Raw genomic sequence first — 13,810 nt, forward strand, 5'->3', positions numbered from 1 at the left:
CGTTATGGAAAAGGTAACTATCAAAGACGTTGCTAGAGAGGCTGGAGTGTCCATTTCTACAGTTTCCAACGCACTAAATGACGTTGATGTATTAAATCCGGAGACCAAATCACATGTGCTTAAGGTTGCGAAGCAATTAAATTATGTTCCAAACCTAAATGGCAAGCTCCTAAGGAACGGAAAAACTAAAATGCTAGGTTTTTTCACGACAAGTGTAGCGGGCCCGTACTTCTATAAGCTGGTGGAGTCCATGTCTCGTGAATGTGATCGGTTAGGTTATGGATTAAATGTATTTGTTACAAAGGATAAACAAGTAATTATGAGCAATATTCTAGGTCGACGTGTGGATGGTGTCATTATCTATGAAGAGCTGAGAATAGATGAAGAAGAAATTGCCGCAATGGTAAAAGACAAGATCAAGGCTGTGTTTCTGGATCGACCACTTAAGAATGAAACGATGGGAAGCGTAATCTTTAATTCGTTTGAATCTGCTTACGAAGCAACTAAATATTTAATCAGTCTGGGACACAAGAAAATTGCTTACATATCTGGTGTAGATGAGATGTATGACAGTGTTCAGCGGAAAGAAGGATACTTGGCCGCTTTGCGTCAATATCAGCTTCCTACGAACGAAGAGTATATTATCCAAGGATATTTTGAGGAAGAGAGCACCTATAACGCTATAAAGTCTCTAGTTCATTTAAGTCCTGAAAAAATGCCTGATGCTTTTTTAGCGGGGAATGATTTGAGTGCCATTGGATGTATTCAAGCTTTGAAATCGAATGGATATGAAGTCCCGTTGGATATAAGCGTTATGGGGTTTGACGATATTGATATCGCGCAGTATTTCTCACCGCCATTAACGACGGTAAGAAATCAAATTGCCAGACAAGGTATTCTATCCATAAATCACCTGGTTCGCATGATTCAGAAGAAGGAACAGGGCGAAATGATGAAATTGCCAGGTGAACTAATTGTACGTGGTTCTACTCAAGTGAAGATTGATCGGTACTAACGCTTTCAAGAAGGGCAACAAGATAGTATCCGATCATTTTTTAAATATAAGAAAGTATATCGTCCTGATAAGGACACTGAAGGCGTTTATGCTTGATAATTTTATTGCTTTTAGGAGGTTTTTTTTAAAAAGAAATAAAAACGTTTTTATTGTTATGGGGATCATGATTTGGAGGGGAGAAGAAAAACGTGGATAAATTAGCCGTAGTGCCAGTGAACGGGAAGAATCCAATGAACAGTAAGAAACCTATGGGACAGAGGGTCAAAGAATTTGTGATTGATTATAAGAGGCAATGGGAGATTCAGTCCATGGTCATCCCGGGAATCATTTTTATGATTATCTTTTGTTTCATTCCTATTTACGGATTAACGATTGCTTTTAAGAGCTACACCGTAATAGACACGCTCGATTCTGCACCATGGGTGGGGCTTGATAATTTCAGAATTATTTTATCAGACAAATATTTTTGGGATGCTGTAGTCAATACCTTGGGGATCAGCTTTCTGAAATTAGCTATAGGTTTTGTTATTCCAATTATTCTATCCGTCATGATTTATGAATTAAGCGGTGGACGCTTTAAGAAAATAGTACAAACAATCTCTTATTTACCACACTTTTTGTCCTGGATCGTTCTGGGCGGGATGTTGATTGCTTGGTTCTCTTCCTCCGGTATGTTTAACGAAATCCTGCTCAATTTGGGAATCATTTCGAAACCGGTAAATATCTTGCTTGATGCGAACAAGTATTGGTGGATTGCAACGTTATCGGATATTTGGAAAGAGGCAGGTTGGGGAACAATTTTATACTTAGCCATCATGTCCAAAATTGATCCTACTTATTATGAAGCTGCCAAAATAGATGGGGCAAGTCGTATGAGACAAATTTGGAATATTACCCTACCTAATATGAAGCCAATTATCAGTTTAAATCTGATTCTGACTGTAAGCGGTTTATTAGGATCCAATCTGGATCAAACATTGGTCTTGATGAATTCTCAGAACCGTGCCAAAGCAGAGGTAATCAATTCTTATGTGTATCGTATGGGTATGACGCAAGGTGACTTCTCTTATGCTACTGCTGTTGGTTTAGGTGTCTCCATTGTTTCTGTGATCCTACTGATTAGTGCCAACAAAGTGTCCAGCAAATTAAATGATAATCAATCAGTTCTGTAGAAGGAGGCATTTTTGTGAATCGTACGGTAGCTAAAGAAGATCTCGACAGTCGAATCTTTAACACTATAAATATTATTTTACTCTGTATCTGTACTGTAATTATCGTTGTTCCTTTATGGAATGTGGTCATATCCTCCTTAAGCTCAGGTAAAGCGCTCGCGGAAGGTGGATTTATATTCTGGTCTACTGATTTCTCCTTAGAGAATTACCGCGCAGTATTTAATGACGAGACGATAGGATTAGCCTTTCTAGTCTCCATTGCCAAAACGTTCATCGGTGTCATTACCCACGTATTCTTTTGCGCGATGATCGGTTATGGCTTGAGTAAAAAATACATACGTGGCCGCAAGCTATACGTTGCCATGGGTGTAATCACCATGTTCTTCTCAGGTGGTATGATTCCAACGTATTTATTGATTAAATCACTCGGTCTATTGAACAGCTTTTGGGTTTATATTATCCCAGCCTTGTTCAGTTATTATGACGTAGTTATTCTAATGAACTTCTTTAGAAACGTACCGGATTCACTTGAAGAGTCGGCCAAAATCGATGGTGCAGGTGACTGGCGTATATTCCTGAAGATTTTTATCCCTCTTTCCATGCCGGCTATGGCTACGATCGCGTTATTTAACGGGGTTGGGCAGTGGAATGACTTTATGACTACCAAATTATACATTACCGATCAAGCACTGTATCCGCTGCAGATGAAGCTCTATGAAATTATCGTTCAGTCGCAAACGCAATCCATGCAAAATGTCGGCGGATCTGCGATTATCGAAACTACTACTAAAGGGGTTCAACTAGCAACAATTGTCATTACAACTTTGCCGATTGTTGTGATGTATCCAATATTACAGAGGTACTTTATTTCAGGAATGATGATGGGGGCGGTGAAAGAATAGAAAGATTGGAGGGATTTTATAACAAACACTTATGTACGAAATGATCCATCGGAAGTGTAGCTTGTACTATCAGATCTACACTTCCGTTACTACCAAAACTTTTTTAGGGGGAAACAAGGGATGAACAAAGCATTTGGGAAAAAAGGACTCAAACTTTGTACTGCGCTTATGGCTGTTGTATTGGTATTTACGGGTTGTGGATCGAAGGGTAGTTCTGATAACTCCAGCAAAGAATTAAGCTCCATTGAAGGGCGATATACAATTGACCCAGAAACACCAGCTTGGAAGCTTGATAAAAAAGAAGAAACTACGGATCTCACTTGGTATGTAAATGCGGATTGGTGGAACACAGACTTTGGTAAGGACCTCGTTACTAAAAAGATTAAAGAGGACCTGAACATCAATATTAAATTCATTACTGGGGACGACACGAAGTTAAATACTATTTTTGCCGGTGGCGAAATGCCGGATATGTTGACTATCTTTGATTCGAACTCACCAGTGGTACAAAAAGCCGCAACTTGGGCATTGCCTTTGAATGACCTGGCAGATAAATATGATCCTTATTTCAATAAAGTAGCAGCAAAAGATACGATGAACTGGTTCCAATTAGCAGACGGTAAGACTTATGGCTATCCTAACTATTCTAATACGCAAAACGATTTTGACAGCGGTAACATTCCTGCTAAAACGGCATTCGTCATCCGTAAGGATGTTTATGAAGCGATTGGAAAACCAACCATTGGAACTCCTGAAGAATTCAAGAGTGTTATGCAGCAAATCAAAAAGCAATTCCCGGCAATGATTCCTTTTGGTTTTAACTCTATTGGCACAGGCACTGGTTCTTTGGGAGATGTTCTTCAGGATTTCATCGGCGTACCGATGGAAACCGAAAATGGTGAATTCTACAACCGTAACCTAGATGAGGATTATCTGACTTGGTTGAAAACATTAAATGAAGTCTACAGAAATGGTGACATCAGCGATGACAGCTTTGCAGATGACGGGACGGCTTTTGAAGAAAAATTGAAATCCGGTAAATATGCAACGCTGATGCTCGATGGAACACCTCAACAAAGTGGTAACCTGCAAATCTTCATGACAGAAAATCCAGACAAAGAATATATCGCTATTGATGGACCGCAAAGCACAGTTGGACATGAGCCAACGTTGAATCAGTCAGGAATTACAGGCTGGATGATTACCTATGTCACTAAAAAGGCTAAAGACCCTGCCAAAGCGATTCAGATCTACACTTATCTATTGAGTGAAGAAGGACAAAAGCTTATGAACTATGGTATTGAAGGGGAAACCTATAAGGTTAACGAAGCGGGTAAAATTGAATTTTTACCTGAAATCAAAGATCTTCAATTGAATAATGCCGATAAATTTAAAAAGGATTACCGGATGGGCGAATTTATGTTCTTTGGACATGACCGCGATAAAGCTCTAAGTAATGACGCATTCGCAGATTCTATTAAACAAATGCAAGAGTGGGGTAAAGGAAAGCTGAAACCACACTTTATTCTTGAAAATATCAACCCGGCTCAAGGAACGCCTGAAGCTCGTAGCCTATCTGCAATCGATACAAATTGGAACACTACGCTTGTGAGTATGATTCGTGCTAAGGATGAAGCAACATTTGATAGCACCTTGGCTGCTTACAAATCATTCTTGAAGGATAACAACTGGGATAAGATCGCAGAAATTCGCACTGAAAAAATGAAGAGCAACAAAGAAAAATTAGGTCTTAAATAAGTAAAAGGCTGGATGGGGCCCCTTTACCGGGGCCTTATCATACAGAAACATAGCAAAATATATAGAAAAGTGGAGGGAAACAACATGACAAAACTTAAAATTTATCAATCTACAGGGGAAAACGAATTGTTCGTAGAGCAAACGCTAGAACAATTGACTCCAATGGCTTCAGATGAGCCGGTCACTACTGTAAACCTCGATGAGAATCAAACCTTTCAGGAAATGGATGGCTTTGGGGCATCCTTTACGGATTCATCCGCCTACTTGATTAACCAAGTCCTGAATAATGAACAGAAAAAAGAAGTCATGAGCAAGCTTTTTGATTCCCAAGATGGAATTGGCTTGTCCGTATTAAGAAATCCAATGGGAGCATCGGATTATGCTAGAGATATTTATAGCTATGACGATATGCCTGCTCAGGAAACCGATACAGAATTAACTCATTTCTCCATCGCACATGATGAAGCTGATATTATCCCTTTGTTACAACAAGCACTGGAACTTAACCCTGAGATCAAGCTGATGGCTTCGCCTTGGAGTGCACCAGGCTGGATGAAGACTAGCGGATCGATGATCGCCGGTGAACTTAAACAAGAATATTACCAGGCTTATGCCGATTATTTTGTACGATACATTCAAGCATTTGAAAAGCATGGTCTGCCAACTTATGCGGTAACCCCGCAGAACGAGCCTCTTTTTGAACCAAAGCACTATCCTAGTATGTTAATGTTGCCAGAGGCGCAAAGAGATTTCATTAAAAATTATTTGAAGCCTAGCTTCGTGAAAAACAACATCCATACAAAAGTTCTCTGCTATGATCACAACTGGGATCGTCCGGATTATCCACTCACGGTGCTCGATTATGCGAAAGATGAAGTGGACGGTGTTGCCTGGCACTGGTATGGCGGGAATGCGTCAGCACAATCAGAGGTGCTGAGAGCTTTCGCGGATAAAGAAGTGCATTTCACAGAAGGTTCTGGTGGAGAATGGATTCCTCCGTTTGAACAAGCCTTCTCGAATGTCATGAGAACAGGGATTGATATTCTTAGAAACCATAGTAAATCCTTTGTCTTGTGGAATATGGCCTTAGATGAGAAGAACGGTCCAACTGTACCGGGCTTTGGTAAAAGTACTTGTCGCGGTATTGTGACGGTCAACCAAGAGACTAAGGAACTTACGTATACACTGGACTACTATGCACTGGCACACTTCAGCAAATTCATTCGCCCTAAGGCTGTACGTATTGACGCTTCCACTAATCAAGAAGTGATTCGTTCCGTAGCTTTTAAGAATACAGATCACTCTATTGCGGTTGTTTTGTTCAACGATAGTGAAAAGGCTGAGAATGTAGCTGTGAAATTGCAGGGTAAGGATGATTTATCGTTCCGTTTAGGCTCTAAAAGTGCTTTATCTATTTTAATTAAATAATATGTGTATGAAGTGCTCGAATTTAGATTCGAGTACTTTTTTTGCCGAAAAATGCATAAAAAATCAGTGTTCGTGAATCTTAAACGCATACCTATAGCGAGGAGATATGAGCATTGAATAGAAGGTTTGTGCTGACGCTGCTAGTTCTGTGTTTGATGATTACTGGTGGCTCTAGTATTTATGCGGTTAAAAGTATGCTACCTGTAAAGAGTGAAACAACCAAATGGGCAGTGGAGCTCCATAAAAGTAAACTGCCTTCGCCACAGCCGGAAAAATATAAGAGCTACGAGCTATTAGTCACAAATTTGAGTGAAGATACGATAGATGTAACCTTTGAGTTGTATCGACCAGTACAAGACGCTAATCAGGAACAAATCATCTTAGCTGATCCATTTAGCTATGATATGAGACCGAATGAGACGGTTAGCTTTAGTCAATTTTTTATAAAGAGTGGGGCAAAAGAACTGGAAGTCGTTCTCTCGTGGAATGATCAGAATAGACGTAAGCATAAGCAAAGTATTAAGTTTGCGAATTTTGAATAATCAATCATAGAAACGCTAAATATTACAGGGTATATTCCTATGGAATATGCCCTTGTTGGTTTGCTCCATCCCTTGTTTTACTCTATAATGTGCTTTATATAATTGCAGTTGAAAGGGGAGATGGGGCATGAGTACAGCTAATCGTGGAGTGAACATCGGACCTCCCCGTTTTAAAATAGCGGTACATTCGATCGTTTGGCTGGCTAAAAGCGGGAGCATCCTATCTAGTTCAATGATTGCAAGCCAAGTCAATTCACACGCAACCTTTATGCGTAGAGTGATGCAGTCTTTGGCAACTGCGGGAATCGTGGAGTCCAAAGGTGGAAGAGAAGGCGGGTACGTTCTTCTGAAATCTGCCGATGAGATTACACTGGGAGAGATTTATGAAGCAGTTAGTACAACGACGGAGGAGTTAGAAGTGGATATGGCCTGTGGAGCAAGTGCTTTGCTCGATGTAGAGCTTGAAAAAATTCTCCAGGAGACAGAACAACGGACCATTCAATATTTACGCCAATATACGATTACTAATGTGATGGAGCGGGTAGAGTTTTTTACTTAATATTTTAATTTTCAATAAAAAAGGTACTGGTAAAATATTTATTAAGCTACTATAATAAAGTGAGTTGCAGTCGGCACTGCAATTTTATTTTGTAGGTATTGTGCTTGAGGTGAGCACATATAATAGCAAGGGGGAATAAACAAAGCGGAGTAGCGTAAGTAACATCTATTGTTTAGCAGTGGGTTCATGTACTTTAATATGTGCTTATTATAGTTGCAAATTATTTTAGGGAGTGATGATCATGAATATTGTATCCATCGTATTACAAAGCCTGTTGATACTTGCTTTCGTTATGGCAGGGTCGGGAAAAGTAGCGGGTTCAAAAATGCACGTGGATAACTTTAAAAAATGGCGTTTACCACAATGGTTTCGAGTAGTAACGGGTCTAGTTGAGATTGTGGCAGCGGCAGTATTGGTTGTTGGCTACTGGGAGCCTAGCTGGGCAGCAGCAGGCGCACTTATACTTGGCGTTACAGCTATCGGCGGAATTCTGGTTCATATACGCGAAAAAGATTCGTTCAAAGAGACGTTTCCGATTATCCTGCTTGGCGTGTTAGCAATTATTGTATTTTTCATCCGTCTTTCCGATCTGGCTGATTTTCCAGGGTTTAAGTAATTATACTCACCCAATAAAAAAATGGCAGTTCAGTGCTGAAATACAGCATCTGGACTGCCATTTTTGTTTCAGGATCTGTAGCTTAGGGTTCTAACGTTCTAAACGATAGCCACCATGAAATACAGGACCCACATATTCATTGAACGCAAAGCCATTGCGAATGGCAGCGGAGACAAAATCTTTAGCTTTTGCTACAGCTTCATGAACGGACAGACCGTTAGCTAAACCGCCTGTAATGGCAGCGGCAAAGGTACATCCAGCCCCATGATTGTGAGCAGGCTCGATTTTGGCTGTTTGAAATACGGTGTACTCAGCACCGTCGAAGAAGACATCAATCGCTTGATCGCCCCCGAGTGCTTTGCCGCCTTTAACCACGACATTACTTGCTCCGAGCTTATGAATCAGACGAGCAGCTTCTTTCATATCCTCTAGGGTAGAAAGTTTGCCAAGACCTGAAAGAACGCCAGCTTCAAACAGATTTGGTGTAACCACAGTGGCAAGTGGCAGAAGTAAATCACGAATAGCCTCCGCGCTGTCTGGGTTCAAGACTTCATCTTCACCCTTGCAGACCATGACCGGATCAATCACTACATTGGTCTGTAGATTTTCTTTGATCGCTTGCTCAGCAACACGCACAATTTCAACACTTCCCAGCATACCTGTCTTCATGGCATTTACTGGACCACCTGCGAAAATAGTTTTTAGCTGCTCAGCAACAATGGAGGCGTCAATTGGATAAACATTATGGTGCCAGCCGTTGTCCGGGTCCATTGTAACGATAGTTGTCAAGGCACTAAAGCCGTAGGTACCATACTCTTCAAATGTTTTTAGATCCGCTTGGATGCCTGCGCCACCACTGGAGTCGCTGCCTGCAATAGTTAGAGTTTTAATAATTTGAGTCATGGTAACGTCCCCTTTATATATGTCTGAATTTATAAACAACGCATTGCATTGATTATAACAAAAAATAGCACCTAAGTCTTTCTAAAAAGCAAGTGTAGGATTCCATTTCACTAACCCTGCATATCAATATAGAAAGAAATTTTAAACAAAACGCTTAGGAGGGCGAGTATGGTCACGATTAGTTTATGTATGATTGTACGAAATGAAGAAAAAAGCCTGCATAAATGTTTGTCTAGCGTTGCAAATCTTGTAGATGAAGTGGTTATCGTGGATACAGGCTCGACGGATAAGACGAAAGAGATCGCAATGTCCTACGGAGCTGTGATTTACGATTTTGAATGGATCGATAACTTTAGTGCCGCACGTAATTTTGCCTTCAGTAAAGCTACTCAGGAGTATATTTTGTGGCTGGATGCGGATGACTATATAAAGGAAGCGGATCAGATTCTGTTTAAAAAGCTAAAGGAGATTCTGCCAGGACATTTTCACAGCGTGAACATGCAGTATAATTTGGCTTTTGACGAGGCGGGGAATGTCACAGCTAGCTTGCGTCGGAATCGGCTAGTTCGCCGGAGCTGCAATTTTCAATGGATTGGCCCAGTACATGAGTATCTAGAGGTAAGTGGCCCTTCCTTTAGTAGCGATGTCTGTATTACCCATGAGAAGGATAAGGAATATACAGACCGTAATTTGCGGATTTACCAAAAAAGAGTGGCCGAGGGTGAAGCATTCTCTCCAAGGGATCAGTATTATTATGCGAATGAATTAAGGGATCATGCTATAAATGAAGAGGCTTGCAAATACTACGAGCTGTTTTTGGCGGGTGGACAGGGCTGGATAGAAGATAATTTTCAAGCTTGCTTAAGGCTTGCCGAATGCCGGGAACGGCTGGGGGATAAAGACGGTGCATATGAAGCATTATGCAGAACGTTACAGTACGATAAACCACGTTCAGAGTTCTGCTGCCGACTTGGGGCCCTTCTATTGGAAAAGGGTCAATTGCACCCAGCAACATACTGGTATGAGCTTGCGATACAGCTGCCACGGGATAACGATTCGATGGGGATGAAAAATGGGATTTTTTATACCTGGCTGCCGCATCTCCAATTGGCACTCTGTTATGATCGCCTTGGCCAACACGAGTTAGCGAATCATCATAATGAAACGGCGTTGAACTTTTATCCGTCCCATCCTAGCATGTTATATAACCGCACTTATTTTAAAAATCTGCTTGGCGACAAATATGTAGCGATTCAAGCTTAACAAAAATGCCCCCAGTAGTCATGATTTTGACTCTGGGGGTTTTCGTCGTTAAGACACCCTCTTTTTAATATGCTGGATTGTATTGTTGTTCTTTTTTGTAATCGTTGGGAGGGAGTCCAACCTCTTGTTTGAACAGCTTAGAGAAATAGGAGTAGTTGTTATAGCCAACCTTGTTTGCGACAGTATAAACAGACATATTTGTGGTTTCCAATAGATGCTTTGCAGCCGCGATTCTAACTTGGATGACGTAGCTGCCTAATGAAACACCAGTTTCTCGTTTGAATATTCTTGCCAGATAATCAGGATTGAGGTAGACAATTTCGGCCAAATCATTTCGTGTCAGATCATCACCGTAATGCGAATGAATGTATTGTTTGATTTCCTCCGCGACGGATTTGGTCTGTGCGGCAAACTCACGGTATTTCATCGCTGTAGTCACTAAATATTTAAGATATTCTTCCATATCCTCGATCGAGTTCAGAGAGTGCAAGGATAATTTATCGTTAGTTTTGCCGGAGTAAAGTTTGTGTGACCGTATCCCTTTGAGGTTGAGAAATGAATAGACTAGCTGAACAATATCTAAGCGGAACAAGCTAAGGACAGAGGTCTCCAGAGTTCTATTGTTAAGCATAACTCTTAGAGATTTCGTAACTTCCTCAAGAAAAGTAGTGAATTGATTCTGGTTCAGCAGCTCTTCCAAATAGACAAGATCCGGTGGCGTATAGCCAGTTTTATTTTGATAGAGATAGGCTTCCACTAAAAAAGTCTGATTTCTGCATCTCGTAATTTCTTCATCCATGCGAAGCGATTGTTTCAGAACATTCCCCACATGATTCAGTTTATCGTATAAACCAATATTGCAGCAGACGTCGCATTTTAAATAAGGAATCGCCTTTTGAATAAAGGAAGAGCATAATTCTTCAAGCAAGGACGTGTCTGGTGTCTGATTCCATTTTAATATGGCGATCCAATTATAATCTTTATATTCCAGAATGCTCTCGATGGTAAAGCAAGGACTCTGTAATAATTCATATAATACGTTCAGCAGAGCAAAATCAAAAAGATCCTTCTCTTCTTTTCCCCTACTGCCGTTGTAAGGAAATAGGTTAAAGATTAAAGGCTGCAGAGTGTCACTCATTTGATAGGAGAGGTTCTGTTCCTCAATGGCAAGGGTGATGTCCGCTAATTTAATCGGAAATGATGTGCTTCCACTAACCAACTTACGCCAAAAATGCTCGAGAATCTTCGCTTGGTTTTTTTGCCAAAAGTAACCGCCTTGAATGGCTTTTTCATTTCTTTGCTGCTCTTTTGCCTGTGTGACAGCCTTATGGATAATCAGCATCAGCTTATCAAATTCGATGGGCTTCAGAAAATATTCAAAGCTTTGCAATTCAATCGCTTTCTGGGCATAGTTGAAATCCGCATAATTAGTAAGAAGTATAGTCTGAATACTATAATTCCCTTCGCGAATCCAGGCCAGTAATTCCAATCCGCTGCCCTGAGGCATTTCAATATCCGAAATTAGAATTTGAATAGAATGCTTTTCTATTATTTCACGTGCCTGAGCGACATTATTTGCTGTATAGACAGTATCAATGTGTAACGATTCCCAATCTATTCTCTTTTGCAATGCAGCAATAACATAAAAGTCATCATCAACAAGCAGTACATTCATAGTTAGCTCTCCATTCATTTAGATTTATTTAGGAAGCTCCGGGAGAGATAAGATTACACTAGCGCCGCCGCTCTCCAAATTGGAAAAGGTGATAGTTGCTCTTTTTAAATAGAGATATTCCAGCCGTTTAAGCGTATTCATAATACCGATCTGCATACCGTTGCTTTGATCCAAGGGCTCACCAAGATTAAGCTTCTCTAACACTTGCGGTGGAAAACCGGGACCGGTGTCGGTGAGCTGGATAACGAGCATGTCTTCCTCTTCAATCCGTAATCGCTGGACTGTAAGCCTGATCTCTACTTCATGTTCTCGTGAAATCGCATATTTAATAGAATTTTCAATGAAGGTTTGCAGCACTAATGGCGGGATTTCCACACAGCTTGCCTGATCCTCTTGCTCAATATTGTAAATAAATGCATCCTGATATCGTTGCTTTTGAATCTCTAGATAGGTTCGGACATGTTCAATTTCATCCTCCAGCCGGACAAAATTCTCACCATTTTGAAAAATATAACGGAAATATTTCGACGTAGATAACGTCATATTCTCAATTTCTTTATACATTTCAATTTGGGCCATGCTATAGATGCTAGTCAGGCAATTTAAGAAAAAGTGGGGCTTGATCTGTAGCTTCATATAATCCAGTTGTATCCGCTGCTTCTCCAGTTCCTGCTCGTACATAGCGATTTTGAAGGTTTTGATTTGATCAACTAAATCTTTAAACTGTGTGTTTGCTTGTTCCAGCTCTATAATCTCACTGCTTTTGAAATCTGCGGGTTGCCCAGCCTCATTAATGAAAGCAAGGTTCTCAGAGAAGCTTTGAATCGGGCCTAGTACTCTTTTCTTGAAAAACAGCAGGACGATGCATAAAGTGGAAGTGACAATGAAGAAGAGTAACATTATAAGCAGCTGAGCAATGATGATTTTTTCGAATATGCCATATTTAATGACCATTTTAGTGCTAAAGGTGGTGTCTGAGAAGGCGCTGTTGATTGTTGTACGCGATTGCAAAAGATTTGAGAAGCCTCCCTCTTCCGTTATCAGCTTTCCGCTGTTCGATATGGGACTCGATAAAGGCTGTTCATTCTCATCTACGAGAGAAACATAACCATTGGCACCCAAATTAATTTGGCGTAGAGGACGGATCAGATTATCGGCGGAGATCAGTCCAATTAAATAACGATTGTAATAGGGAACGATATTAATCACGTAGTAGTGGTTGTTAACAAGGATTGGCGTCCATTTGGAATAAAACTTCTCATACATCTCCTTATCATCAATATAAGAAATAATCTTCGTTTTGAGCTGCCTGTAATCCGTATAGGTCACACTGATCGGTGCACAATTTAAAAAGTAGTTCTCATTTTTCAAATAGTAGAAAAAGTTGTACTCATGTCCGTAGTTTTTTTGCAGCTCGGTAAAGCGTTTATGCAGATTCTCATTTGCCTTCAAGAACTCGATACTGTTGACCCCGTAAGTATTCATCGCAAGCAAGCTCTCATCGTTCCCAAGCGTCCAGCCCATATAGTGATTAATGTAAGCGAAATCATGATTGATACGATTAATGTAGAGTGCCGCAGTATCCTGTAAATTTCGAGTGGACTGCTGCTTAACGATAGAAATGGAAGTAATGCTGATCGCTAAATCCAGAATGAGGACTGTGAACGAGACTGCCATCATGACTTTTATATAATGACGAATGGGGTAGGTTTTGTGCTTCGCTGTTTTTTTGTTCATAAAATCATTATAAGACCTCTGCAGGAAAAATACAGGAGAACTCGCTAGCGATTTACCGCAAAGTCCGGAAAGCACATACAGAAGTCGGGATACTGTTATTAAGTCCCTTCAAGCGAAGGCTTTTGATTTTGTATTTTTTGTAAGCGGATTCAAAGGTCTGGATAACCGTCTTAAAGGGTCCGGAATACGAAAAAATAAGACGTTATGATTAAGCTATTCAGATAATCTTTGATTAATTGA

12 protein-coding genes are annotated in these 13,810 nt (G+C 40.5%); 9 read left to right on the top strand and 3 right to left on the bottom strand.

The window, feature by feature from the left end:
- Positions 1–4: 4 nt before the first annotated feature.
- From NSS87_RS11350 to NSS87_RS11385, 8 genes are all read left to right on the top strand, one after another.
- Positions 5–1,015, top strand: coding sequence for a LacI family DNA-binding transcriptional regulator (locus NSS87_RS11350; RefSeq protein ID WP_042187045.1), 1,011 nt, complete (start codon positions 5–7; stop codon positions 1,013–1,015).
- 230 nt (positions 1,016–1,245) lie between these two features.
- A complete protein-coding gene (locus NSS87_RS11355) occupies positions 1,246–2,187 on the top strand; it encodes an ABC transporter permease subunit (protein ID WP_042193674.1) in 942 nt (313 codons plus the stop codon).
- Positions 2,188–2,201: 14 nt separating this feature from the next.
- Positions 2,202–3,089, top strand: coding sequence for a carbohydrate ABC transporter permease (locus NSS87_RS11360; RefSeq protein WP_042187049.1), 888 nt, complete (start codon positions 2,202–2,204; stop codon positions 3,087–3,089).
- A gap of 120 nt (positions 3,090–3,209) precedes the next feature.
- Positions 3,210–4,847, top strand: a complete 1,638-nt coding sequence (locus NSS87_RS11365; RefSeq protein ID WP_339247141.1) for a sugar ABC transporter substrate-binding protein — start codon at positions 3,210–3,212, stop codon at positions 4,845–4,847.
- An 84-nt stretch (positions 4,848–4,931) separates the two neighbouring features.
- Entirely contained in the window at positions 4,932–6,275 is a 1,344-nt protein-coding gene (locus NSS87_RS11370) for a glycoside hydrolase family 30 beta sandwich domain-containing protein (protein WP_339247144.1), read from the top strand.
- Positions 6,276–6,388: 113 nt separating this feature from the next.
- On the top strand, positions 6,389–6,817 hold the full coding sequence (locus NSS87_RS11375) for a hypothetical protein (protein WP_076283059.1): 429 nt from the start codon (positions 6,389–6,391) through the stop codon (positions 6,815–6,817).
- A gap of 127 nt (positions 6,818–6,944) precedes the next feature.
- Positions 6,945–7,376: an Rrf2 family transcriptional regulator gene (locus NSS87_RS11380; RefSeq protein WP_339247148.1), complete on the top strand. Its 432-nt coding sequence runs from the start codon at positions 6,945–6,947 to the stop codon at positions 7,374–7,376.
- Between the two features lie 241 nt (positions 7,377–7,617).
- Entirely contained in the window at positions 7,618–7,992 is a 375-nt protein-coding gene (locus NSS87_RS11385) for a DoxX family protein (RefSeq protein ID WP_042187059.1), read from the top strand.
- Positions 7,993–8,082: 90 nt separating this feature from the next.
- On the opposite strand, the gene thiD is transcribed toward NSS87_RS11385, so the two are convergent.
- Entirely contained in the window at positions 8,083–8,895 is an 813-nt protein-coding gene (thiD, locus tag NSS87_RS11390; RefSeq protein WP_042187061.1) for a bifunctional hydroxymethylpyrimidine kinase/phosphomethylpyrimidine kinase, read from the bottom strand.
- Positions 8,896–9,063: 168 nt separating this feature from the next.
- Between thiD and NSS87_RS11395 the strand changes: the two genes are divergently transcribed.
- Positions 9,064–10,158, top strand: coding sequence for a glycosyltransferase family 2 protein (locus NSS87_RS11395; protein WP_042187063.1), 1,095 nt, complete (start codon positions 9,064–9,066; stop codon positions 10,156–10,158).
- Positions 10,159–10,222: 64 nt separating this feature from the next.
- On the opposite strand, the gene NSS87_RS11400 is transcribed toward NSS87_RS11395, so the two are convergent.
- Positions 10,223–11,833, bottom strand: a complete 1,611-nt coding sequence (locus NSS87_RS11400; protein WP_339247152.1) for a helix-turn-helix domain-containing protein — start codon at positions 11,831–11,833, stop codon at positions 10,223–10,225.
- A 24-nt stretch (positions 11,834–11,857) separates the two neighbouring features.
- On the bottom strand, positions 11,858–13,570 hold the full coding sequence (locus tag NSS87_RS11405; RefSeq protein ID WP_339247154.1) for a histidine kinase: 1,713 nt from the start codon (positions 13,568–13,570) through the stop codon (positions 11,858–11,860).
- Between the last annotated feature and the right edge of the window lie 240 nt (positions 13,571–13,810).

This window comes from Paenibacillus sp. FSL F4-0243 (assembly GCF_037963295.1).
Lineage (GTDB): Bacteria > Bacillota > Bacilli > Paenibacillales > Paenibacillaceae > Paenibacillus_AQ.